The sequence below is a fragment of the Dankookia sp. P2 genome (assembly GCF_050632255.1).
Lineage (GTDB): Bacteria > Pseudomonadota > Alphaproteobacteria > Acetobacterales > Acetobacteraceae > Paracraurococcus.
This window is the reverse complement of the sequence record NZ_CP192581.1, coordinates 5,765,984-5,788,021: the sequence shown is the minus strand read 5'-3', so window position 1 is coordinate 5,788,021 and position 22,038 is coordinate 5,765,984. Positions and strand designations below refer to the sequence as shown.

The following is a 22,038-nucleotide window of genomic DNA, read 5'->3' as shown; positions in this document are numbered from 1 at the left end:
CCTCGATCAGCGCTCGCTTCTTATCCCCGGCGAATTTCCCCTTGAAAGTCCAATTGGGCGCCCCAGGCTTCTAGGAGGCCGTCCGCCACGGCGGTAACCAGTTTTGCCTGCGCGTCAGCCAAGCCGGTCTCCATAGCGTTCATGCGAGCTAGGTCAGCCTCCAGTCGTCTTACGAGCACTGCGGCATCCTCTTTTATCTCGCGCACAAGTCGGCGCGCGACGGCGCGGTAGCGAGAGGCTGGCAGGACGAGAGGGTGCGTGGGACGCCACAACTGGTGCGCAGCACGCGCTCGGAGCGCCGGCAATAGATCGTCTGGAGGGTTGAACACCCAGTTGCACGACCAGAACTTCCCCGGCATCTCCGGCCAGGGTGCGGTCGGGTCCGCCGCCCCGAGTGCGATCCACGCGAGCGCCTGGGCCGCGGTCCACCATCCTTTTGCCACGACCATACCAGCGCCTCCGCATCGCACGTGGTCCGCGTATAGGGGCCGCGGGGCAACCCGGCGCGGAGGTCCGGGCTTTCGGGGGCCAGCCCTAGCCCCGCCGCGGCCGGGCTAAGCGTCTGCAGGCGATGTCTCTACGATGCGAAGGCCGCCAGACCTTGCCGCGCGGCTTGCGCGCCGGGCTGCACGTTCGGCCGTAGCAGCTTCGACCTCCCGTGCATGCTGCAGCACGATATTCGCAAGCTGAGCTGTCCACGCTAGCCGCTCGAACGCATCGTGTATGAAGAACGCTCCTCCCTTTCGCTCCTCATCGCAGCCCGCCATGCTCACGAGCATCGCCGCTTTTGCGCCATCACTGATGATGCCTGGCAAGACACGAAGCACGTGCTCGGCCCGCCCGACGTCGGAGAGGGCAGCCCATGCCCTCGGCGCGTAGTGGCCTACAGGTCTCATACCCGCCAGCATTGCAGCGGCCTTCAGAGGGTCGCGGTCGACTTGTACCAACATTCTTACCTCCAAAAATCCATGGCGAAGACCGAAGCAGAGGTCGCTCGGCGCGTCAGCCATTCACGTTCGACGATAAGACGACGTGACGATCGTTGATCGTTTGCCGACGTGGTTGAGGTAGATGTGTCACCAACCTTGGTCATGGTCTGCTCCATGGCATGGGCCAGGCGGGCGAGGGCGCCTGGAACGCCCCCGTCTGCCGCTTTGCCCGGTGCCGCCGGGCCCGGACCGAGGAACCGCCCCGGCGCGGACCGGTCACGCCGTTGCGTCCGCCGCCGGCCTGAGTGCCCGAACCTGCGCCGGAGCTTTGGCGCAGTAGTCGGCCCAGTCCTGCATCAGAGCTGCGCGCTTCTGGAATAGGTCGCCGCGCCGGTACGCGGCCTCGACCCGATCGCCGATCGTGTGTGCGAGCGCCGCCTCGGCCACCGCGTGCGGGGTGCTGGTGGCCTCCTCGCACCAGTCGCGGAAGCTGCTGCGGAAGCCATGCGCCGTGATAGCTGCGCCCGTCCGCCCATCACGCCAGCGCGGCAGCTCGCCATCGGCGCCTCGGTTCATTCGACGCAGCAGCATCAGCATCGCCATGTTGGACAGCGGCTTGCCAGGCATCTGGCCCGGGAAGACGTAGGCGTCACCCATCGGCGGTCGAAGCAGCGCTATCTGCGCCAGCACCTGCCAGCGCCGCGGAGGAGAGCGGCACCCGGTGTTCACGGCCCGCCTTCATACGGCCTCGCCGGAACGGTCCAGACGGCAGCCTCCATGTCAATCTCGGACCACCGCGCACCGAACACCTCGCCGCTGCGGCAGGCGGTCAGGATCGCAAACTCGAGAGCGCGTGCGGCCGTGGCGCTGGTCGCACGCAGCGCGGTCATAAAGCTGGCCATTTGCTGCCAGGGCAGCGCGGCGTGGTTCTCGACGGTCGCCACCTTGGACCGCCGCGGCAGCAGATGATCGAGGTGGCCACGCCAGCGAGCCGGGTTCTCGCCCTGCCGCCAGTTGCGAGCTGCGGCATATGACAGCACCGCCTCGATCCGACCGCGTACCCTGGACGCCGTTTCCGGCTTCTCGGTCCAGATGGGCTGCAGCGCACGCAGCACGTGGTCGGTCCCATCAGGGCCACAGGCAGGTCCCCCATCGCAGGGTAGGCGTAGGTCTCAAGCGTCGAGCGCCACTGCGCCCGGTGCTTCTCGTTTCGCCAGCCTGCCTCATGCGCGCCGACGTGCATCTCGGCCACGTCTCGGAAGGTGCGGGTCGCAGCTTCGGCAGCGGCCTTGGCCTGCCTCTCCGTCTCCATCGCGACTTTCTTTTGCTCAAGAGGGTCGAGCCCCTGCCGCAGAACAGCCCTCACCTCCTCCGCTTTCACGCGAGCCTGGGCCAGGGTCACGCCGTCCCTGCCCTCCGGGTCACAGGCGCCGAGCCCCATCTCGCGGGCCTTGCCGGCGAGCATGTAGCGCAGGGTCCATTTGCCCGAAGTGGGTCCGGCGATGCGGAGATAGAGGTTGCCGCCGTCCGCATGGGCGCCGGGCTTGCCCTTCGCCACCAAGCTTTTCACCGCGTTCGCCGTGAGCTTCGCCATCGCCCCCGTCCACAAGCTGGACCACAAGTAACTTGTGGACTGATGGGGGACAAGAGAAAACGTCCGGGGACGCCCAGCTTGGTATTTCCGCCTTTAGGCCTGACTTTTCGGACGTGTCTGGGAAAGCGGGGAACACCGAGAGACAATACTTCGACGGACACCCTGTCCGCCATTCCCCGATCGGGCCATGTCCAGGTCCCGCCAGCCGCCGCCCCAGCGCGGCTAGGTGCCATCAAGCCGAGTCGACCTCCAGCACCATGCCCAGTGTCGTGGCCTGCCGCTGCTCGAAGGCCCGCCGGACCGAGTCGTAGGCCTGACCGCGGATGCCGCCCCTGCACCGTACGGGCGGCGACGCTGCGGTAGCCCGGCCGCCAGGCCGCCGGCAGCGCCCGGGCATCAGGCGGAGTCAGCCAGAGCCGGAACAGCAGCCGCTTGTCCGCCGCGTCCGCATGGTCCTCGAATCCGGTGCGGGAATGCAGCGTGACATGGCTGTTGAGCAGTTGCATGTCGCCCGGCGCCAGGTGCATCGCATACATCACCTGGGGCCGCCTCAGGATCTCGTCCAGCAGGTCGATCGCCGCGCGCTGCGCGGCGCTCAGGGGCGGAACGCCAGGCAGCTTCTGGGCCGAGGTGATACGGTTGCGGTTCCACCGGCTATGCAGGCGTCCGTCCAACTCGGCAAAGATGGGATGCGGGTAGAACGGCGCCTCATCGGGCGCCTGCTCGGCCTGCCGGCTGAAGTGGAAGGTCCCGTGCAGCAATGCCGCAAGATCCGGGCGTTCCGCGACCATGATGTTGTGCGCGGTGACTGAACTGCTAACCATGCTCATGCCGCCTGCCTTGGCGGTGTTGAAGCAGGTCAGTGCGACGACATCCGCGCCGTCGGTATGGAAGTCCAGCTCGGCATTCGAGGAATAGCCGCGCCCGGTGCCGCTGCGGTAGACTGTGCCGATATCCCGCACTGCGGACAGGTAATGCGTGGCCTTGCCCTGCGGCCGCGGCACGCCGGCGTGCAGCCCGATCGCCCAGGTCAGCAGCTCGAATTCCGGCTCGGACAGCGCCGCGCGCGGCAGGCCGCGCACCAGCGCGATGCCGCGACCATCGCGGGTTTCGGCGAAGGCCGCGCGCAGCACTGGCAGCGCCGCGTCGAACTCGAAATCGTCCCGCCGATAGTCGATCAAGGGCTGGCCGGGCCGATGTGCCCGCCTGATGGCCCGCACCATGTCGCCCGCCGCCACCTCGCCCAGCGAGAATATCCAGGACGGGTCGGCGAGGAGTTCGGGCACCAACCATGCGGCGCGGCTGCCGGCGCCGACCGGCCGCACGGCGCCGATACTCTCAGCCTGCTCCATGGACATCTTGCCCTCCCTTCGGCATCGTCAAATCCTAACCTTCCGGCACGAAGACCGTCCCTTCAAGGATACGCCGGGCGGTGCGGCCAAGCGTCGCGCGCCGGACCGCGCCATCGGCGGCGATCTCGGTCTCGGTCTCGATCACGCCAGCCGGGTGGCCAATGCGGATGGTGGCGCGGTTATGCAGCCTCGCCACCTCATGCACCAGGGTGCCGGGCAGCCGCGCGGCGACGCCGGTACAAACCGTGCTGGTGCCGGCATAGGTCTTGTGCATCTGCTGCATGAACATCAGCCGGGCAACGAGATCGACGTCCGCCTCCGCCACCATGCCGTCCCCCAGAGCATTGCGGTAGGCGGCAGGCGGACCCACCATGCCGAGCAGCGGTGTCGCCGGCGTCTCCTCCCGTGCACGGGCCGCATCGGCGACCATGCCCATGCGGAGGGCAGCCATGCCGCGGATCCGCTCGAGCAGCGCGAAGCTTCGGGGCGGGCGTCGATCTCGGCGGCAGTCTCGGTCCCGGTAAGCCCCACATCCCGTGCCCGCAGAAAGACATGGGCATTGCCGATATCGACTAGCGAGACGTCGAGCAGGCCGAAGCCCGGCACGTCCAGCCGGTCCACCGGCCGTCCGGTCGGCAGTAGGCGGCCAGTGGCGCCGCCGGCGGTCTCGGCGAAGTCGATCAGGATGCGCGCGCCGCTGCCCGGCACGCCCGGTACCACGTAGTCGCCGCGCTCCAGCGGCCGGCCATGCGCCACCGGCACCCTCGATCCGCAGGATGCGTTCGAGGTTGGTGTTGTAGGCGCGCACCACGGTGACCGGGGAAGTCGCGGCGACCATGCCTTCGTAGACGGCGAAGGCACCAACCGCGGCGCTGATATTCCCGCAGAGGCTGCGCCAGTCGACCTCCGGATGGTCGATCTCCACCTGGCCAAAGGTATAGGTCAGATGCGTGCCGGCGGCGCGCGGCAATCCTCGCGCGGCGGGCCGATGATCGCCAGCTTGCTCGTCAGCGGATCGGCGCCGCCGAGGCCGTCGATCTGCCGCCGGTCTGGCGAGCCATAGACCGCGAGGATCAGCCGCCGACGGGCGTCCGGCTCGGCCGGGATATCGGCCTCCTTCAGGAAGACTGCCTTGCTGGTGCCGCCGCGCATGATGACGCAGCGCAGGGAATGCGGCATGCGGCGCCTCCTATTCCGGCGTGATCCCCGCCTTCCGCATCAACACCTCGTTTAATGCGAGGTCGCGGGTGATGCGCGCGCGCATCGCCTGCGGGCCGAGCGGCAGAGGTATGAGGCCGAGTTCCTCGGCCAGGCGCCGGGCCTGCGGGCGGGCGACGGCGTCGCGCACTGCTTGTTCCAGTGCCGTAGCGAGCAGTGCCGGAAGCCCGGCAGGCCCGGCGAGGCACCACCACGCGCTGACGAGCAATCCCGGCAGTCCGAGTTCACCCATCGTCGGCACCTGGGGCACCGCGGCCAGCCAGCTGCTCGTGCGGCGCGCCGAGTGCATTCAACCTGCCTTCCAGCACATGCCCGCGCGCCGGCGCGAAGGTGGTGAACATCAGATCGACGCGGCCGGCCAGGATTTCGGTCAGTGCCGGGGCCGGGCCGCCGAAGGGGACGTGCAGCATCTCCACCCCGGTCCGCTCGCACAGGTCAAGCATCAGCATATGCGCGGTCGAGCCGACGCCCCAGGTGCCGTAGGACAGCTTGCCAGGTTGGCGCTTCGCCGCCTCGATCACCTGCGCGAAGCTGCTCCAGCGCTGGTTCGCTACCAGCAAATAGGCCGAGGCGTAGAGCAGGCTGATAAGGGTGAAGTCCGCCAGCGGGTCGTAGCCCAGGTTGCGGTAGGCGAAGGGCGCCTGCGACAAGGCGGAGTTGCTGCCGACCAACAGCGTGCCACCATCCGGCCGCGCCCGGGCGACGAAGCGTGCGCCGACCGTAGTGGAGGCGCCCGGCTTGTGCTCCATGACGAAACTGCCGCCGAAGGTCTCGGCGAAGCCTTCCTGCAGGATGCGCGCCACGACATCGGTGCCGCCACCCGGGGTGAAGGGGACGACCAGGCTGACATTGCGGCCATGCGGCCAGCCCTCCGGCCCCCTGCCCTGCGCAGCCGCGATCGTCGGCGCGGCGAGCAGGCCAAAGCCGCCGAGCACGGCGCGGCGGGTCCTGCCGTAGCCGTTCATCGGCCCGGCGCCGCGGGAAAGGGGCATGGCGCCACGCAGCCTGGGGCATTCAGCATCCGGACCGGTCTCCTCCAACGTCCCGGCAATCAAGTGCCGGGCTCTTGCCGCTTGCGGGAAGCCTAGGGGCGTTGCCGTCCGCTGCGAAGGCCGGATCTCTCCCGCGGTGCCTCGCCAAGCAAGGCAGCGGCGTTGAGCTCGGGCGCGGATCCAACCTAGGTTGCCTGCCGAGGCCGCCGGCAGAGCGGCCGCAGGGGGATAGGCCATGCACCTCACGCGCCGCCGGCTGGGTCCGATCGCCGCCGCGCTGCTCGCCGCGCCGTCGCCGGGCCGGGCCACCGGGTTCCCCGACCGGCCGATCAGGCTGATCGTGCCTTGGGCCGCAGGCGGCTCCACTGATGGCCAGATGCGGGTCCTGGCGGAGATCGCCGGGCGGGAACTGGGCCAACCGGTGCTGGTGGAAAACCGTCCCGGGGCGCGTGGCACCTTCGCCGCCCAGGTGCTGCACGGGCAGGCCAAGCCGGATGGCTATACCATCGGCCAGATCCACTCCGGCGTCCTGTCGCACCCTTCATGACCCGCGCCGCTACCTGGGACCTCTGGTGAACGACTTCACCTACATCCTTGCGCTGACCGGCTACCTGTCCGGGCTGGTGGTGCGGAGCGAGGCGCGCTGGCGCGACTGGCCCTCCTTGATGGCCGAGGCCCGCGCCAATCCCGGCAAGCTCTCCTTCGGCAGCTCGGGCGTGGGCGGTCTGTCGCACCTTGTCATGGCACAGCTCCTGACCGCTGAGGGGGTGGAGATGCTTCATGTGCCCTATCGCGGCGTGGCAGAGACGACGACCGCGCTACTGTCGGGCCAGGTCGACGCCATCGCCGATTCCAGCGGCTGGGCCCCGCATGTCGATGCCGGGCGGATGCGGATCCTGGCGATCTGGGGCAATGAACGGCCGAAGCGCTTCCCCGAGGCGCCGGCGATCAGCGAGTACGGCCACGACATCGGCGGGATCGCGCCCTATGCACTGGCCGGGCCGAAAGGGATGGACCCTGCGGTGGTGCGGCTGCTGCACGATACCTTCCGCAAGGCGCTGTTCGACCCGGCGCACCAGGCGGCGCTGGCGCGCTACGACATGCCGACCCTCTACATGACCGGCGAGGAATACCGCGCCTGGGTGGCCAAGCGGGTGCCGATCGAGCGCGACCTGATCCGCACGCTTGGCATCACGTTTGAGGGCGGCTGAAGGTGCGGCGCTGCGCGGCCTCGGCTTCCGCAGCCCCGGCGCTTCCTGACCCGTCCGCGCGACGTATTCGGTATAGCCGCCGTCATACTGGTGAATGCCGTCGGGCGTCAGCTCCAGCACGCGGTTCGAGAGCGCCGCCAGGAAATGCCGGTCGTGCGAGACGAAGAGCATGGTGCCCTCATACTGCGCCAGCGCCGCGATCAGCATCTCCTTCGTCGCCATGTCGAGGTGGTTGGTCGGCTCGTCCAGGACCAGGAAGTTCGGCGGGTCGTAGAGCATCATCGCCATGACCAGCCGCGCCTTCTCGCCGCCCGAGAGCACTCGGCAGCGCTTCTCCACCTCGTCGCCGGAAAAGCCGAAGCAGCCGGCGAGCGACCGCAGCCAGGAACCCTGCGAGGCGCGTGGGAACTGGTCCTCCAGCGACTGGAACACGGTCCGCTCGCCGTCGAGTAATTCCATCGCATGCTGGGCGAAGTAGCCGAGCTTAACGCTGCCCCCAGCGTGACCGTCCCAGCATCCGGCGCGGCATTGCCGGTCACCAGCTTCAGCAGCGTCGACTTGCCGGCGCCGTTGATGCCCATGACGCAGCAGCGCTCCTGCCGGCGCACCAGCAGGTCCAGCCCCTTCAGTAGATCACCCGGTCGCCGTAGCGCTTGTGGACGCCCTTCAGGTTCACCACGTCGTCGCCGGACCGCGGCGCCGGCTGGAACTCGAAAGTCACCGTCTGGCGGCGCTTCGGCGGCTCCACCCGCTCGATCTTGTCGAGCTTCTTCACCCGGCTCTGCACCTGCGCCGCGTGCGAGGCGCGCGCCTTGAAGCGCTCGATGAAGTTGATCTCCTTGGCCAGCATGGCCTGCTGGCGCTCGAATTGCGCCTGCTGCTGCTTCTCGCCTGGGCGCGCTGCTGCTCGTAGAATTCGTAGTTGCCGTTGTAGCTGGTCAGCCCGCCGCCATCGATCTCGATCAGCTTGTTGACGATGCGGTTCATGAACTCGCGGTCATGCGAGGTCATCAGCAGGGCGCCGTCATAGCCCTTCAGGAAATTCTCCAGCCAGATCAGGCTCTCGAGGTCGAGGTGGTTGCTCGGCTCATCCAGCAGCATGACGTCGGGACGCATCAGCAGTATGCGGGCGAGCGCCACGCGCATCTTCCAGCCGCCCGAGAGCGCGCCGACATCGCCGTCCATCATCGCCTGGCTGAAGGACAGGCCGGCCAGGACCTCACGCGCCCGGCCCTCTAGCGCATAGCCGCCGAGCGCCTCGAAGCGCCCTGCACCTCACCGAAGCGTTCGATGATCCCGTCCAGCCGGTCCATCTGGTCCGGGTCTGCCATGGCGGCTTCCAGCGCTGCCGCTCGGCCGCCACGGCGCTGACATCGCCAGCGCCGTCCATCACCTCGGCCACCGCGCTGCGGTCTGACATCTCGCCGACGTCCTGGCTGAAGAAGCCGATGCTGACGCCGCGATCGACCATGACCAGCCCCTCGTCCGGCGAAGCTCCTGCCCGGTGATCATGCCGGAACAGCGTCGTCTTGCCGGCGCCGTTGGGGCCGACCAGGCCGATCTTCTCGCCCTTCTGGAGCGCCGCGGAAGCCTCGATGAAGAGGAGCTGCTGGCCGTTCTGCTTGCTGATATTGTCTAGACGAATCATGGGAACTCGGGGCTTGGGTGCGGTTGGGCGCGCTTATGGCACGCGGCGCGGCGGCATGGGACAGCGCCGGCGCAGTTTCCATCGCCGCAAGGAACCCGCATCCTGCCGGCGGAGGAACCCGCCATGCCGCAGAGGCTCGCCGTCTACCAGTCGCTCTGGGCCATGGAGCGGCGCGCTCCGGATGGCCGGGAATGGTCGCTCGACCGCAAGCTGGAGATGATCCGCGACGCCGGCTTCGACGGCGCCGGGGTGCGCTTCATCGATCCCGGCTATGCCCGCGAGGTCACCGGCTTCCTCCGGGCGAATGGGATGACGTGGCAGGCGCAATGCTACCCGCAATCCGTCGCCGACCTCGCTCCGGTGTTGGATCTGGTGGCCGAACTCGGCGCCGATCACGTTAACCTCCAGCCTGACACGCCGCCCCACAGCATCGAGGCATGCGTCCCTTATCTGGAGGGTTGGCGGCGCCTCGCGGCCGAGTCCGGCATCCCTGTGCATGTCGAGACCCACCGCGACCGCATGACCACCGACCTTTTCTTCACCCTGCGGCTGCTGGACTGCTTCCTCGACCTGCGGCTGACCGCCGACCTGTCGCACCACCTGGTCGGCCGCGAATTCGCCTGGCCGGTCACGCCGGAGAACCATAGGCTGATCCACCGCATCCTCGACAACAGCTGGGGCATCCATGGCCGGGTCGCCAGCCGGGAGCAGGTGCAGGTGCCGCTCGGCTTCCCGCAGCATCGGGGCTGGGTCGAGCTGTTCATGGGCTGGTGGGACTACTGCTTCCGCTCCTGGCGCCGCCGGGCGGGGCCGGACGCCACCCTGACCTTCCTGGTCGAGCTGCTGCCGCCACCCTACGCCATCACCGGCGCCGACGGGTATGAGCTGTCCGACCGCTGGGAGGAGGCGCAGCGCATGATGCGGGACATCCGCGCGCTATGGGATCGCACCGCCCCCGATTAGCCCGGCCTGCCGTGCAGTTCCGCGGCCAGATCCGCCGCCGCCTGCCGCATCAGCGCAACCACCGGCCCGGCCGGCGCGACATTCAGCCGGCCGACGCGGCTGAAGACAGTCAGCGCCAGCCGGATGCGCGTCCCTCCGGCATCGAAGACCGGCACGGAGACAGCGGCGAGGCCGGTATCGCCCTCATTCGCCGTCGTGGCGAAGCCCTGCCGGCGTACCGCGGCGACGATCCGCTCCAGCGCCGCCGCATCGGCCGGGGCGCCCGGGCGGCCGATGGCGCGGCTCTGCGCCATCTCGCGCTCGGCGAAGGGCGCGATCCGGTCAGGCTCGCCGAAGGCGCAGAAAACCAGACCGGAAGCCGAATAGGTCAGCGGGCAGACATGGCCGGGCGGGACGCTGGCCGCCAGCGCATGCCGGGCCGCCACCAGCCGGACATGGGTTGGGCCATGCGTGCCCCATACGGCAGCGGCCGCGGTCTCCCCGGTGCGGGCGACGATTGCCTCCAGGGCCCGCTCCGCCCGCTTCAGCAGGTCCGAGCGGCCGAGCGCGGCAAGGCCGGCGCGCAGCATCAGCGGGCCGAGCTCGTAACGCGCCGTCGCCGGATCCTGCTCGACCAGCCCGGCGCGGCCGAGGCTGACCAGGTATCGATGCGCCTTGGCCGAGGGCATGGCGGCAGCGCGCGACAGGTCGGCCAGACGCATCGGCCCGCCCGCCTCGGCCAGCAGCCGCAGCAGCATCCCCGCCACCTCGACTGGAGTTGACCCCGCCGCGGGAATTCTCGGTGACCGGCATGTCCTGGTCGCGCGGCACTTGACAGGCGCCCTCAATGCTTCGCTACATATGACATAGCAAGCTACGCAATACGTAGCAAGCATCCTGCCCGCGGCCGAGATGGCGGGATGCGCCAGCAGAGGAGACACCCATGTCCGGCTTCGCCAGCAGCAACGACCTGACCGAGAAGGTGGTCTCCTTCGACGAGCTCGGCCCGGGCCTCTATGGCTGGACCGCCGAGGGCGACCCGAATCCCGGCATCGTCATCGGCGATGACAGCGTGCTGGTCGTTGATGCGCAGGCGACGCCGCGGATGGCCGCCGACGTGATCGCCAAAATCCGCACCGTCACCGACAAGCCGGTGAAGCATGTCGTGCTCAGCCACTACCATGCGGTACGGGTGCTCGGCGCCTCCGGCTACCAGGGCGCCGAGATCATCGCCTCCGACGTCACCCGCGACCTGATCGTCGAGCGCGGCCAGCAGGACATGGACAGCGAGATCGGACGCTTCCCCGGCTGTTCCGCGGCAAGGAGAGCATCCCCGGCCTAACTTGGCCGCATGTCGTCTTCCACAAGCGGATGACGCCTGGATGGGCAAGCGGGAGGTGCAAATCATCCAGATCGGCCGCAGCCACACCGCCGGCGACACGGTGGTCTGGCTGCCGAAGGAGAAGGTCTCGCTTCGCCGGCGACGTGGTGGGACTTGGTGCCACGCCCTATTGCGGCGATGCGCATTTCACCGACTGGCCGGCGACGCTGGCGGCGTTGAAGGCGCTCGGGGCGGAGAAGCTGGTGCCCGGCCGCGGCCGCAGCCTGCTCACCCTGAAGGATGTCGAGGAGGGGATCGCCGGCACGGCCGCCTTCACATCAGACCTTTTCGCCATCGCCAAAGCGGGCGCAGCCAGGGGCGCGACGCTGAAGCAGGTCTATGACGAGGCGATGGCCGCGATGCGGCCGAAATACGGGCATTGGGTGATCTTCGAGCACTGCATGCCCTTCAACGTCTCCCGCGCCTATGACGAGGCCAAGGGGCTCGACCACCCCCGCATCTGGACCGCCGAGCGCGATGTCGAGATGTGGAAGGCGCTGGAGCATGGCGCGGCGGCGAAATCCGGCGAGATCTGACGCACAGGAGGATGCGATGACCATCGTCCAGCCCATGACCACCGCCCGCACCGGAACCGCCGAACCGGGCTACATGACCGGCTTCGGCAACCAGTTCGAGACGGAGGCGCTGCCCGCCGCCCTGCCGGTCGGCCGCAACTCGCCGCAGCGCTGCGCCTACGGGCTTTATGCCGAGCAGCTTTCGGGCTCGCCCTTCGCCGCGCCGCGGGCCTCGAACGAGCGGAGCTGGCTATACCGGATCCGCCCGACGGTCGCGCATTGGGGTGCCTTCCGGAAGATCGATGCCAAGCTCTGGCGCACCGCGCCCTGCGCCGAGGTGGAGATGCCGATCCAGCCGCTGCGCTGGAACCCGATCCCGCTGCCGGCGGAGGATGTGAGCTTCCTGCAGGGCATCCGCACCATCACCACCGCCGGCGACGCGGCGACGCAATCCGGCATGGCGACGCATGTCTACCTCGCCACGCGGTCGATGGTGGACGAGGTCTTCTACAATGCCGATGCCGAGATGCTCTTCGTCCCGCAGCACGGCGCACTGCGGCTGGCGACCGAGTTCGGCTGCATCGACATTGTCCCGGGCGAGATCGCCGTCATCCCGCGCGGCGTGAAGTTCCGCGCCGAGCTGCCGGCCGGCCCTGCGCGCGGCTATCTCTGCGAGAACTATGGCGGTGCCTTTACCCTGCCGGAGCGTGGGCCGATCGGCGCCAACTGCCTGGCCAATCCGCGCGACTTCCTGACCCCTGTGGCCAGCTACGAGGACCGCGACGCGCCGACGCGCATGGTGGTGAAGTGGGGCGGCAATCTCTGGGCGACCGAGCTGGCGGCCTCGCCGCTCGACGTCGTCGCCTGGCATGGCAACTACGCACCCTACAAATACGACCTGCGCCGCTTCTCCCCGGTCGGGCCGCTGCTCTTCGACCATGCCGACCCGTCGATCTTCACCGTGCTGACCTCGCCAAGCGAGACCCCGGGCACCGCCAATATCGACTTCGTCATCTTCCCCGACCGCTGGATGGTCGCCGAGAACACCTTCCGGCCGCCTTGGTACCATATGAACGTGATGTCCGAGTTCATGGGTCTGATCTACGGCCAGTACGACGCCAAGCCGCAGGGCTTCGTCCCCGGCGGCTTCAGCCTGCACAATTGCATGCTGCCGCACGGCCCGGACACGGACGCCTTCGAGGGTGCTTCCAACGCCGCGCTGAAACCGCACAAGCTGGAAGGCACCATGGCCTTCATGTTCGAGACGCGCTTCCCGCAGCGGGTCACCCGCTATGCCGCCGAGTTGCCGGAGCGGCAGGCGGAGTACGGCGCCTATGGCGCGAAGCTGCAGAAGCACTTCAATCCCGGCAAGCGGGACCCCTAAGGGCACTGGCCCCGGCTTGCGCATCGCCGCCGGGTTCCGCAGGGTATGGGCAACATCAAGCCCAGCCCGGAAACGTCGATGCCAGAGCTTGCCGAACAGACGCGCATCGCGGCGCCGCTTGCGACCGTATGGCCGCTGCTGAGCGACCCCGCCGCGGTTGCCAGTTGCATCCCCGGCGCGACCCTGGCGCCCGACCAAGGAGACGGCGTCTGGCGCGGTGCGGTGAAGGTGCGCTTCGGCCCCACCACCGCGACCTTCCGTGGGGAGGCAACACTCACCTTCGATCATGTGGCGCATCGCTGCGCCATCGAGGGACGCGGGATCGACCAGCGCGGCGCCTCGCGGGCCCTCTCCTCCGGCACCGTGCAGGCGAGCGCCGAGGGCGATGCGACGCTGCTCGACGTGCAGGGCAGCTTCACCGTCACCGGCCCGCTCGAAACCTTCGCCAATGCCGGCGGCGTGCATGTCGCGCGCGCGCTGCTCGCCGAATTTTCCGCCAACATGGCGAAGCTGGTGGCGGAGCGCGCGCCGTCCACCGCCGCCCCGGCGGCTGAGGAGGTCCTCGAGGCCGCACCGCCCTCTCCGTCCCCCGCCCCGGCGGCCGAGTTAAGTGCCGCCAGCCTGCTCTGGCGCGCGCTCCTGTTCTGGCTGCGCGGCCTCCTCGTCCAAGGGAAGCGATAACATGGCCATCAAACTGCAGGATGTCCTCGCCCAGGCCTTCGCGGCCGAGGGCTGCGAGGTGCCTCTTCACCCTGATGGGTGACGCCAACATGTACTGGACCGAGGCGATGTCCCGGCAGCCCGGCGTCACCGTGGTGAATGCGCGGCACGAGCATTGCGCCGTGGCGATGGCCGATGGCTACGCCCGGGCCACCGGCAAGGTCGGTGTCGCCTCCACGACCTGCGGCCCGGGCTTCACCCAGATCATGACCGCGCTGGCCATCGCCGCGCGGGCCAACGTGCCGCTGGTTGTCTTCGCCGGTGATTCGCCGATGCTTGCCTCCTTCTACCTCCAGCAGATCGACATGGCGCCGCTGGCCCAGGCCACGGGCGCCGCCTATATCGCGGTGAAGTCGCTCGACCGCGCGCTGGACAATGTGCGTGAGGCCTTTCACATCGCCGCGCTGGAACGGCGCCCTGTGGTGCTGAGCGTGCCGATGGACCTGCAGAAGCAGGCTTATCCCTTCATGGCGGACTACATCCCCTCCTCCGACACCCTGCCGCTGCCGCAGCGGCCGATGCCGGACCCGGCCATGGTGCACCGGCTGGTGGCGATGATCGCCGAGGCGGAGAAGCCGATCATCATCGCCGGCCGCGGCGCCAAGCTGGCCCGGGCCCGCGCGCCGATCGAGGCGCTGGCCGAGCAATCCGGCGCGCTGCTCGCCACCTCGCTGCAGGCCAAGGGGATGTTCGACGGCAATCCCTACGCGCTCGACATCGCCGGCGCCTTCGCTTCCGACTTCTCCCGCGAATGCTTCGCCGAGGCCGACTTGGTAATCGGCCTTGGCGTCGGGCTCGGCGCCTATACGACCGAGAGCGGCTACCTCTATCCCAATGCCCGCACCGTGCAGGTCGACATCAACCCGCGCGGGTTGTGGCAGGAGCTGCGCACGGCGGACATGCACATCCGCGCTGATGCCGCCGGCGGCGCGGAGGCGATCACCGCCGCGCTCAAGGCCCGCGGCATTCACAAGGACGGCTATCGCAGCGCCGCGCTGGCGCAGCAGATCGCGGCAGACCAGCCAGATGCGAAGGAGTTCGCCATCGCCCCGGGCGTCGTGGATCCGCGCACAGCAATGCTCGAGCTCGATGCCACTGTGCCGAAGGACTGGGATGTGGTGATCGGTGGCGGCCACTATCTTGGCATCGCCATGACGCATCTGCGCGGCCGTGCGCCGGAGCGCTTCCACGTGGTCTGCGATTTCGGCGCCATCGGCAACGGATTGCCGGCTGCCATCGGCATCGCCGCCGCGCGCCGCGACGGCAAGGTGCTGCTGATCGAGGGTGATGGTAGCCTGCTGATGCATGTGCAGGAACTGGAGACGGTGCGTCGTGAAGGGCACCGTATGCTGATGGCGATCATCAACGATGGCGGCTATGGCGCGGAGATCCACAAGTTTCGTGCCGGTGGCCTCGACCCGTCGCTGGTGATCCATGGCCGCGGCGATCTTGCCGGCGTGTCCACCGGCTTTGGCGTGAAGGGCAGCACGGTGACCAGCCTGGGCGCCATGGCGGGGATGTTCCGTGAGCATCAGGCGAGCAACAGCGCCAGCCTCTGGGACATTCACACCGACGACGCCGTGGTCTCCCGCCCCTATCGCCGGATCCATTACGGCGAGGCGTGACCGCTGCTACTCGAGCCGGATATTTGCCTCGCGCAGCAGCCGGCCGAGCGAGTCCGCCACCGGGTGCATCTCGGTGGTGAAGGCCTCGGGTGGGCCGGGCTGCGGCGGGACGCCGTTCTCGATCAGCCAGACCTGCATCGCCGGCGTGCGGATGATCCGCTGCAGAGTCGCGTTCAACTGGGCGATGATCGGCGCCGGCGTGCCGGCCGGGGCGAAGATGCCGAGCCCTTCGGTGATGCTGGCGCCCGGCACCGCCTCCGCCACCGTGGGCAGGTCGGGCGCGACCGGCGCGCGGGCGCCGTTCGCCACTGCGATTGCTCTGGCGCTGCCATCCGCGATGTAGGGCCGGGCAAACAGCCACGTGGCGAGTGTTGCCTGCACCCACCCGCCGAGGAAATCCGTCATCGCAGCAGCACCGCCGCGATAGGGAACATGGGTCACGTTCAGCCGGCCATAAGCGGCCAGCTGCTCGACCAGCAGGTGGTAGGAGCTGCCGAAGCCGACGCTGGCGAAGTTGACCTGGCCGGGACGCGCCGCGACATGGCGGACGAAATCCTGCAGCGTCCGCGCCGGGAAGTCCGGCCGCACCAGCAGCACCACCGTCATCGGGCCGATCATCCCGACCGGCGCCAGGTCCCGCCAGGGGTGGAAGCCGAGCTGGAGGTCGGCGGCGGCCGCGATGATAAGGTTGCCGTAAGAGGTAAAGAGCAGAGTGTGGCCGTCCGGCGCCGCACGCGCGACATAGGCGGCGGCCAGGTTGCCGCCAGCGCCGCCGCGATCTCTCCACCACGACATTGGTGCCGAGCGCGTTGCCGATTTGCTCCGCCATGCGCCGCCCGACCGTATCGACAATCGCCCCGGGCGGGTAAGCGACGATAAGGCTCACCGGCCGCGTCGGCCAGGGCGGATCGGCCGCGATGGCCATGCCCGGCAGCACGAGGGCCAGCAGCAGGAATAACCGCGTCATGCCACCAGCTCCTGCGCTGCCGCCGCTTCCTCGCGGCAGCGCTCCGGGCCACCGAGCAGCTGCCGGTTGGCGGCGATGCGCTTAAACCAGAACGGCAGCCCGAGCAGCTCGGTGAATCCCATGCCGCCATGCACCTCGGTCGCGTGCCGGGCGACGTCGCGGCCGACCTCGTCCAGATGCGCCTTCACTTGGCAGGCCAGCATATGCGCTTCCGGGTCGGGCGCGTCCTGCGCCTGGGCGGCGAACCAGACGAAAGCCCGGCAGGGTTCCAGCCAGGCGGCCATCTCAGCGCAGGTGTGCTTGACCCCCTGGAAGCTGGCGATACTGCGGCCGAATCGCCGGCGCTGCCCGGCATAGGCGACCGCCTGGTCCAGCAGTGATTGCGCGGCGCCGAGCGTCTCCGCGGCCAGCACGACGCGGCCGGCATCCAGCACGCGCCCGGCATCGGCGGCAAGCCATTCGGCCGGCGCCGCGGCTAGTGCCAGATCGGCAAGCGGGCGCAGCCGATCAAGGCTCGGCGCGGCCGCAGCGCCACACCGGAGGCATCGGCCGCGACGAGGGTCAGGGCGCCGTCTGGCAGCGCCAGCAGCAAGTGCGTGGCACCTGCCGCCTCCAGCAATGCGGTGGCGTTGCCAGAGATCCGGTTGCCGTCGCGGCGCAGCGTGACGGCGCCGGTGCTGCCGGTCAGCGCGCCGAGGCAGGCCGCGACACGCATGCGGCCCGCGGCGATCTCCGGCAGGTACGGCGTGTCACGCAACGCGAGCGGCGCCAGCACGGCGCTGCCAAGGAAGGGCGTCGGCGCGGCATGCCGCCCCAGCGCCTCCGCCACCAAAGCCGCGTCCAGCATGCCGAGCCCGGCACCACCAGCCTCCTCCGGTACCAGCAGCCCCGATAGACCGAGCTTGCACAGCCCGGCCCAGAGTGCGACATCGTCGCCGGTCCGCCGTACATCCATCGTCACGCGGTCGGTCAGGAACCGGCGAAGCGCATCGCCGAACTGCCGCTGGTCCTCGCTCAAGCCGAAGTCCATGTCACGCCCCGCCTACGGTTTTCGGCTCGCGCGGCATGCCGAGGCCACGCTCCGCGATGATGTTCTTCTGGATGTTCGAGCTGCCGCCGCCGATGATCAGGCCGAGGTCGTACATCCAATCGGCGTACCAGGCGGTGGCGACAGAATCCTCGCCGACCTCGTCATGCGGTTCGTAGGCCAGACCGGCATCGCCCAGCGCGTCCACCGCCAGCGTCGCCAGCCGCCAGGCCAGCGTCGTGCCGTAGTACTTCACCACCGGCAGGCCGAGCCCGCTGTCCTGGTCGCGCGACGCCTCGCTCAGCAGCCGCATCTGGTGATACTTGGCGGCCAGCACCTCGCCCTGCAGTCGCAGGAAGCGGTCGCGCCAGACCGGCCTAGCCAGCAGCGGCGTGCCATCCACGATCGTCTCGGCGAGCAGCGTGCGCAAGCGGTGCAGCCGGTGCATCAGCTTCGACGAATCGCCGAGCAGCATGCGCTCATGCTTCAGCGTGACGTTCGCCACCTTCCAGCCATCGCCGCGGCCGAGCACGATCTGGTCCACCGGCAGCCGCACGTCGGTGAAGAAGACCTCGTTGAAGGTGGCATGGCCGGTCATGGTCGGCAGCGGCCGCACCTCGATCCCCGGCGTCGACATCGGCAGCAGGAGGTAGGAGATGCCAAGATGCTTTGGCCGGTCCGGCTCGGTCCGTACCAGAAGGAACATCATGTCGGCGTAGTGGGCGGAGCTGGTCCAGATCTTCTGGCCGTTGATGACAAAATGCCCATCTTCGACATGCGCCCGAGTTCGCAGCGAAGCGAGGTCGCTGCCCGCCTCAGGCTCGGAATAGCCCTGCGCCCAGTGGATCTCGCCGCGGATGGTCGGGCCGATCCAGCGCTGGCGCTGTTCCTCCGTGCCCACTTCCAGCAGCGTTGGAACCAGCATGCGGATGCCCTGGCCCTGGATGCCGAGGCTGAGGCCCGCGGCGTTGAAGGCCTCGGTGATCAGCGCCGCGTCCAGCACGTCGGGCTCGGCCCCATAGCCGCCATACTGCTTCGGCACGGCACGGGCGGCGAAGCCATGGGCGATCAGCAGCGCCTGCCAGTCCAGCACGCGCTGGTCCGGCCGCTTGCGCCCGCCGCCGCCGCCGACGGGCGGCGACGCAGGGCCATGCCGGGCAATGAAGTCGCGCAACTCCGCCTGCAGCGCGCGATGGCGGTCCGACAGCGTCAGGTCCATCGCAGCTAACCCTGGACGAAGCCGCCGGCACGTCCCAGCACGCGCTCGGCGCCGGCGACGAGTTCCCGCATGACGGCGGCAGCCGGCTGCACCGCCCGGACCATGCCGAGCCCCTGCCCGGCGAAGCCGCCCCAGACATCCGCCCGCCCCGCCGCCAGCGCCGCCGCGGTCACGTGCGTCGAGACCATGGTTTGGTAGGGCATCGGCAGCGGCTCCAGCCCCGCCTCGATGTAGGCCGCGGCCCAACGGTTCTTGACCATCCGCGCCGGCTTGCCGGTGACGGAGCGGGACACGGTGGTGCCCTCGTCGTTGCCCTCGACCAGCGCCTGCTTCTGTGGGCCGCTGATGCCCGCCTCCTCGGTCGCCAAGAAGGCGGTGCCGATCCAGACGCCCTCGGCGCCCAGCATCAGCGCGGCGGCAATCCCTCGTCCATCGCCGATGCCGCCGGCCCCAACCACCGGCACGCGGCCGCCAACTGCATCCACCACCTGCGGAATCAGCGCCATGGTGCCGATCGGTGAGTTGTGCCCGCCGCCATCATGGCCCTGCGCGACGATGACATCGATGCCGGAGTCCAGTACCTGCTTCGCGTGCCGCGTGGTGCCGACCACCGCCATTACCTTGGTGCCGTTGGCGTGCAGGCGTTCCAGCCAGGGCCCGGGATTGCCGAGGCCGGCGGCATAGACCGGCACGCGCTCCTCGATCACCACCTCCATCTGCGCTTCGAAGAAGCCGCGCGACAACGGCGCGGGCCCGTCCCTGTCGGCCGGATCGCGGTCGAGGATGCGCTCCAGAGTCTCGGCATCGACTGCCTCCAGGTCCTGCGCCACCATGAAATCCTGGGCAAAGCGCCGATGCTGCGGCACCAGCGTTTCGGCCGAAGGCCCGCCAACATTGCTGCCGCTGCGCCGGACCGAGGCCGGCAGCAGCGTATCCACGCCGAACGGCTTTTCAGTCATCTCCCGCGTTCGGCGGATCCAGGCGCGGAGCTGGTTGGGGCCGCAACTCGCCGCGCCGATGACGCCGAGGCCGCCGGCATTGGAAACGGCGGCGGCCAGTTCCGGCGTGCTCGCGCGACCCATGCCGGCAAGCAGGATCGGGTACTGGATTCCGAGCAGCGCGCAGAGGCGCGTGTGGAGTGCCATGATCTTTGTCCTCCCGCGCCGCCTCTGCCGGACGACGTCAGCATTGTGGTCCGGCGAGCCATTTCCCGCGCCGCCGCGCGGGGCGATCGCGGATCTGCTTCAGCTTACGGGCAGTTGGCCGGCGAAGGCCACCGCCTCCCGCTCCTGCCCCGGCACCCTCGCGGCCTGGCCCGGCTTGCCTGCCCGGAACTCCTCCGGCACGAAATGCTGCGTCAGCTTCCAGTAGTCGAGCAGCCGCCAGGGCGATGTCACCGTCACACGGTTCGCCTTGTTCTTGTACCAGCTGGTCACGCCTGGATGGGTCCAGACCATGCCGGCGCATTTTTCGTCCAGCAGGTGGTTGTAGGCGTCGTGGATGTCCTGACGGACTTCCAGCGTGCTGTAGCCCTGCTCGATCATCTCCCGCAGCGCTTGGCAGATGTAGCGGACCTGGCATTCATGGTGGAAGATGATGCTGCCGCCATGCGCCAAGTTGGTGTTCGGGCCGTAGATCATGAAGAGGTTTGGGAAGCCCGGCGCGGTGATGCCTAGATAGGCGCGCGGGTCGTCATCGCCCCAGGCTTGGCGGATGGTGTTGCCGCCGCGGCCGACGATCTCCATGGGCGCCAGCATTTTCGATGCCTGGAAGCCGGTGGCGAGGATGATGACGTCGACCTCATGCACCGTGCTGTCCCGCATATGGATGGCGTGCTCGGTGATGCGCTCGATCGGGGTGGTCTCCAGCACCACGTTCGGGCGCTTGAGCATGCGGTACCAATAGTTGTCGCGTAGCATGCGCTTGCCGTAAGGCGGGTATTGCGGGATTACCTTGGCCAGCAACGCCTCGTCACCGTCGAGCTCCTTACGCACGTAATCGGTGATCAGCTCGCGCATCTTGTGGTTCGCCTCGTTCAGCGAGAGCGCCGGCTGGCTCCAGTCGGGATCCCGCTGCAACGAGGCATGGAAGCCGTCCGAGCCCGCCCAGAACAGCTGGAAGCGAAGCCACTTGCCGAAATACGGGATGTGCTCCAGGCACCAGAAATTCCCCGGGCTGACCGCCTTGTGGTAGTTCGGGTTGTGCATTGCCCAATGCGGCGTGCGCTGGAAGACCACCAGCGTCTCAACCTCAGGCGCGATGGATGGGCCGGTTTGCACCGCGCTCGCCCCGGTGCCGATCATCGCCACCCGCTTGCCCTTGAGATCGACGGAGCCATCCCATCGCGCGGTGTGGAACATCGGCCCGCGGAAATCGTCGAGACCCGGGATCGGCGGGATCGAGGGCCGGTTGAGCTGGCCGACCGCGGTGATCAGCGCGTTGCAGGACAGGCTCTCCACCCCGCCATCGGCGCGACGCAGCGCGACGGTCCAGCGCCCCGCAGCCTCGTCGAACCGCGCCTCGGTCACCTCGACATTGAAGCGGACATGCCGGCGGATGTCGTACTTGTCGAAGCTGTCCTCGATGTAGCGGTGAATTTCCGGCCGTTGGGAGAAGTGACGCGACCATTTGTTGTTGGGGTTGAAGGAGAAGGAGAAGAAATGGTTCGGCGTGTCCACGGCGCAGCCGGGATACTGGTTCTCCAGCCAGGTGCCGCCGACGGTCGGGTTCTTCTCAAGAATGGTGAAGGGGATGCCCATCTCCTTCAGCCGGACCGCCATGCCGAGGCCGGCGATGCCGGCGCCAATGATGACCACCCGGAAATCCTGGATCGGCAGGCCGACCGGGTCGCGCTGCCAATGCACCGCGCGCGGATCCTCGGGACCGAGGCGGGTCTCCTCAACCAGTAGGGGGATATATTCCTCCGGCACGGTCTGACCCACGCCGCCGCTCATCATCCGCTGCAACGTCTCGGAAGGCGGCAAGGGCGGCGCCGGGCGGTCGAGCACCGCACAGTCCTGCAACGCTTCGACCAGATGGTCGGCGACTTTTTGCTTCAGGGCTGGCGGCACCGATTCGAGAAAACTCCAGGCGCCATGGATATGCGGCGCCACCTCGTCGAGGATCTCCAGGTCGCCGGTGAGTTGCACCAGCACCATGAGCTGCGGGGCGATATCCGCATCAGCCAGCGCCGCCCGCAGCGCCGTCTCATCCCGCACGGCCTCCTGGACCTGAGCCTGGAATCCCCTTGGCATTCGTCCTCTCCCCGGGTTTTGCCGGAAGTGTAGCGGATGCCGTTGGGCGCAGAAGGGGCG

21 protein-coding genes and 4 pseudogenes are annotated in these 22,038 nt (G+C 68.8%); 8 read left to right on the top strand and 17 right to left on the bottom strand.

The window, feature by feature from the left end:
- Positions 1 to 1,205 precede the first annotated feature (1,205 nt).
- From ACQ86J_RS34350 to ACQ86J_RS34310, 9 genes and pseudogenes are all read right to left on the bottom strand, one after another.
- Positions 1,206 to 1,532: a hypothetical protein gene (locus tag ACQ86J_RS34350; RefSeq protein WP_431269027.1), complete on the bottom strand. Its 327-nt coding sequence runs from the start codon at positions 1,530 to 1,532 to the stop codon at positions 1,206 to 1,208.
- 122 nt (positions 1,533 to 1,654) lie between these two features.
- Positions 1,655 to 2,044: a tyrosine-type recombinase/integrase gene (locus ACQ86J_RS34345; protein WP_431269026.1), complete on the bottom strand. Its 390-nt coding sequence runs from the start codon at positions 2,042 to 2,044 to the stop codon at positions 1,655 to 1,657.
- Between the two features lie 71 nt (positions 2,045 to 2,115).
- Positions 2,116 to 2,523 (bottom strand): annotated as a pseudogene (locus ACQ86J_RS34340) (Arm DNA-binding domain-containing protein); the annotation flags it as partial.
- Complete coding sequence (locus ACQ86J_RS34335; protein WP_431269025.1) at positions 2,496 to 3,881, bottom strand: TauD/TfdA family dioxygenase; 1,386 nt, start codon at positions 3,879 to 3,881, stop codon at positions 2,496 to 2,498. The gene ACQ86J_RS34335 and the pseudogene ACQ86J_RS34340, both read right to left, overlap by 28 nt.
- 28 nt (positions 3,882 to 3,909) lie before the next feature.
- Positions 3,910 to 4,583 (bottom strand): annotated as a pseudogene (locus tag ACQ86J_RS34330) (PrpF domain-containing protein).
- A 127-nt stretch (positions 4,584 to 4,710) separates the two neighbouring features.
- Positions 4,711 to 4,800: pseudogene (locus ACQ86J_RS34325) on the bottom strand (PrpF domain-containing protein); the annotation flags it as partial.
- 17 nt (positions 4,801 to 4,817) lie between these two features.
- Positions 4,818 to 5,054, bottom strand: coding sequence for a PrpF domain-containing protein (locus tag ACQ86J_RS34320; RefSeq protein WP_431269024.1), 237 nt, complete (start codon positions 5,052 to 5,054; stop codon positions 4,818 to 4,820).
- Between the two features lie 10 nt (positions 5,055 to 5,064).
- Positions 5,065 to 5,325 (bottom strand): hypothetical protein, encoded by a 261-nt coding sequence (locus tag ACQ86J_RS34315; protein WP_431269023.1) that lies wholly within the window; start codon positions 5,323 to 5,325, stop codon positions 5,065 to 5,067.
- Positions 5,318 to 6,085 carry a Bug family tripartite tricarboxylate transporter substrate binding protein gene (locus tag ACQ86J_RS34310; RefSeq protein ID WP_431269022.1) on the bottom strand — a complete coding sequence of 256 codons (768 nt, stop codon included), beginning with the start codon at positions 6,083 to 6,085 and terminating at the stop codon, positions 5,318 to 5,320. Before ACQ86J_RS34310 ends, ACQ86J_RS34315 begins: the two co-directional genes overlap by 8 nt.
- Positions 6,086 to 6,320: 235 nt before the next feature.
- Here ACQ86J_RS34310 and ACQ86J_RS34305 point away from each other — a divergent pair, with 235 nt between their 5' ends.
- Positions 6,321 to 6,632 (top strand): tripartite tricarboxylate transporter substrate-binding protein, encoded by a 312-nt coding sequence (locus ACQ86J_RS34305; RefSeq protein ID WP_431269021.1) that lies wholly within the window; start codon positions 6,321 to 6,323, stop codon positions 6,630 to 6,632.
- Between the two features lie 25 nt (positions 6,633 to 6,657).
- A complete protein-coding gene (locus ACQ86J_RS34300) occupies positions 6,658 to 7,296 on the top strand; it encodes a tripartite tricarboxylate transporter substrate binding protein (RefSeq protein WP_431272635.1) in 639 nt (212 codons plus the stop codon).
- A gap of 30 nt (positions 7,297 to 7,326) precedes the next feature.
- Here the strand turns inward: ACQ86J_RS34300 and ACQ86J_RS34295 are convergent.
- Positions 7,327 to 8,944 (bottom strand): annotated as a pseudogene (locus tag ACQ86J_RS34295) (ABC-F family ATP-binding cassette domain-containing protein); the annotation flags it as partial.
- A 123-nt stretch (positions 8,945 to 9,067) separates the two neighbouring features.
- Between ACQ86J_RS34295 and ACQ86J_RS34290 the strand changes: the two are divergent.
- Positions 9,068 to 9,907 carry a sugar phosphate isomerase/epimerase family protein gene (locus ACQ86J_RS34290; protein WP_431269020.1) on the top strand — a complete coding sequence of 280 codons (840 nt, stop codon included), beginning with the start codon at positions 9,068 to 9,070 and terminating at the stop codon, positions 9,905 to 9,907.
- On the opposite strand, the gene ACQ86J_RS34285 is transcribed toward ACQ86J_RS34290, so the two are convergent.
- Positions 9,904 to 10,644 carry an IclR family transcriptional regulator gene (locus ACQ86J_RS34285; protein ID WP_431269019.1) on the bottom strand — a complete coding sequence of 247 codons (741 nt, stop codon included), beginning with the start codon at positions 10,642 to 10,644 and terminating at the stop codon, positions 9,904 to 9,906. The two genes, ACQ86J_RS34290 and ACQ86J_RS34285, sit on opposite strands and share 4 nt — an antisense overlap.
- Positions 10,645 to 10,829: 185 nt before the next feature.
- Here ACQ86J_RS34285 and ACQ86J_RS34280 point away from each other — a divergent pair, with 185 nt between their 5' ends.
- From ACQ86J_RS34280 to ACQ86J_RS34260, 5 genes are all read left to right on the top strand, one after another.
- Complete coding sequence (locus tag ACQ86J_RS34280; RefSeq protein ID WP_431269018.1) at positions 10,830 to 11,228, top strand: hypothetical protein; 399 nt, start codon at positions 10,830 to 10,832, stop codon at positions 11,226 to 11,228.
- A gap of 146 nt (positions 11,229 to 11,374) precedes the next feature.
- Entirely contained in the window at positions 11,375 to 11,803 is a 429-nt protein-coding gene (locus ACQ86J_RS34275) for a hypothetical protein (protein WP_431269017.1), read from the top strand.
- Between the two features lie 16 nt (positions 11,804 to 11,819).
- Positions 11,820 to 13,166, top strand: a complete 1,347-nt coding sequence (gene hmgA / locus ACQ86J_RS34270; protein ID WP_431269016.1) for a homogentisate 1,2-dioxygenase — start codon at positions 11,820 to 11,822, stop codon at positions 13,164 to 13,166.
- Positions 13,167 to 13,244: 78 nt separating this feature from the next.
- The gene (locus ACQ86J_RS34265) at positions 13,245 to 13,847 is read left to right on the top strand and encodes an SRPBCC family protein (protein ID WP_431269015.1); all 603 of its coding nucleotides are present in this window, start codon (positions 13,245 to 13,247) and stop codon (positions 13,845 to 13,847) included.
- Between the two features lie 74 nt (positions 13,848 to 13,921).
- Positions 13,922 to 15,511: a thiamine pyrophosphate-binding protein gene (locus ACQ86J_RS34260; RefSeq protein WP_431269014.1), complete on the top strand. Its 1,590-nt coding sequence runs from the start codon at positions 13,922 to 13,924 to the stop codon at positions 15,509 to 15,511.
- Between the two features lie 6 nt (positions 15,512 to 15,517).
- Here the strand turns inward: ACQ86J_RS34260 and ACQ86J_RS34255 are convergent, their stop codons facing one another.
- The 6 genes from ACQ86J_RS34255 to ACQ86J_RS34230 form a co-directional block, all read right to left on the bottom strand.
- On the bottom strand, positions 15,518 to 16,306 hold the full coding sequence (locus tag ACQ86J_RS34255) for a Bug family tripartite tricarboxylate transporter substrate binding protein (protein ID WP_431269013.1): 789 nt from the start codon (positions 16,304 to 16,306) through the stop codon (positions 15,518 to 15,520).
- Between the two features lie 168 nt (positions 16,307 to 16,474).
- Positions 16,475 to 16,912, bottom strand: a complete 438-nt coding sequence (locus ACQ86J_RS34250; protein WP_431269012.1) for an acyl-CoA dehydrogenase family protein — start codon at positions 16,910 to 16,912, stop codon at positions 16,475 to 16,477.
- Positions 16,913 to 16,953: 41 nt separating this feature from the next.
- Positions 16,954 to 17,508 (bottom strand): acyl-CoA dehydrogenase family protein, encoded by a 555-nt coding sequence (locus ACQ86J_RS34245; protein ID WP_431269011.1) that lies wholly within the window; start codon positions 17,506 to 17,508, stop codon positions 16,954 to 16,956.
- Between the two features lies 1 nt (position 17,509).
- On the bottom strand, positions 17,510 to 18,724 hold the full coding sequence (locus ACQ86J_RS34240; RefSeq protein WP_431269010.1) for an acyl-CoA dehydrogenase family protein: 1,215 nt from the start codon (positions 18,722 to 18,724) through the stop codon (positions 17,510 to 17,512).
- 5 nt (positions 18,725 to 18,729) lie between these two features.
- Entirely contained in the window at positions 18,730 to 19,869 is a 1,140-nt protein-coding gene (locus ACQ86J_RS34235; protein WP_431269009.1) for an NAD(P)H-dependent flavin oxidoreductase, read from the bottom strand.
- 99 nt (positions 19,870 to 19,968) lie between these two features.
- Positions 19,969 to 21,942 (bottom strand): NAD(P)-binding domain-containing protein, encoded by a 1,974-nt coding sequence (locus ACQ86J_RS34230; protein WP_431269008.1) that lies wholly within the window; start codon positions 21,940 to 21,942, stop codon positions 19,969 to 19,971.
- Positions 21,943 to 22,038: the final 96 nt, after the last annotated feature.

What these genes read in the sequence shown, in the direction of transcription:
- ACQ86J_RS34350 (WP_431269027.1), bottom strand. Translation starts at nt 1,532, where the DNA reads ATGGCGATGCTGATGCTGCTGCGTCGAATGAACCGAGGCGCCGATGGC.
- ACQ86J_RS34335 (WP_431269025.1), bottom strand. Translation starts at nt 3,881, where the DNA reads ATGTCCATGGAGCAGGCTGAGAGTATCGGCGCCGTGCGGCCGGTCGGC.
- ACQ86J_RS34320 (WP_431269024.1), bottom strand. Translation starts at nt 5,054, where the DNA reads ATGCCGCATTCCCTGCGCTGCGTCATCATGCGCGGCGGCACCAGCAAG.
- ACQ86J_RS34315 (WP_431269023.1), bottom strand. Translation starts at nt 5,325, where the DNA reads ATGGGTGAACTCGGACTGCCGGGATTGCTCGTCAGCGCGTGGTGGTGC.
- ACQ86J_RS34310 (WP_431269022.1), bottom strand. Translation starts at nt 6,085, where the DNA reads ATGCCCCTTTCCCGCGGCGCCGGGCCGATGAACGGCTACGGCAGGACC.
- ACQ86J_RS34305 (WP_431269021.1), top strand. Translation starts at nt 6,321, where the DNA reads ATGCACCTCACGCGCCGCCGGCTGGGTCCGATCGCCGCCGCGCTGCTC.
- ACQ86J_RS34290 (WP_431269020.1), top strand. Translation starts at nt 9,068, where the DNA reads ATGCCGCAGAGGCTCGCCGTCTACCAGTCGCTCTGGGCCATGGAGCGG.
- ACQ86J_RS34285 (WP_431269019.1), bottom strand. Translation starts at nt 10,644, where the DNA reads ATGCTGCTGCGGCTGCTGGCCGAGGCGGGCGGGCCGATGCGTCTGGCC.
- ACQ86J_RS34280 (WP_431269018.1), top strand. Translation starts at nt 10,830, where the DNA reads ATGTCCGGCTTCGCCAGCAGCAACGACCTGACCGAGAAGGTGGTCTCC.
- hmgA (WP_431269016.1), top strand. Translation starts at nt 11,820, where the DNA reads ATGACCATCGTCCAGCCCATGACCACCGCCCGCACCGGAACCGCCGAA.
- ACQ86J_RS34265 (WP_431269015.1), top strand. Translation starts at nt 13,245, where the DNA reads ATGCCAGAGCTTGCCGAACAGACGCGCATCGCGGCGCCGCTTGCGACC.
- ACQ86J_RS34260 (WP_431269014.1), top strand. Translation starts at nt 13,922, where the DNA reads ATGGGTGACGCCAACATGTACTGGACCGAGGCGATGTCCCGGCAGCCC.
- ACQ86J_RS34255 (WP_431269013.1), bottom strand. Translation starts at nt 16,306, where the DNA reads ATGTCGTGGTGGAGAGATCGCGGCGGCGCTGGCGGCAACCTGGCCGCC.
- ACQ86J_RS34245 (WP_431269011.1), bottom strand. Translation starts at nt 17,508, where the DNA reads ATGGACTTCGGCTTGAGCGAGGACCAGCGGCAGTTCGGCGATGCGCTT.
- ACQ86J_RS34240 (WP_431269010.1), bottom strand. Translation starts at nt 18,724, where the DNA reads ATGGACCTGACGCTGTCGGACCGCCATCGCGCGCTGCAGGCGGAGTTG.
- ACQ86J_RS34235 (WP_431269009.1), bottom strand. Translation starts at nt 19,869, where the DNA reads ATGGCACTCCACACGCGCCTCTGCGCGCTGCTCGGAATCCAGTACCCG.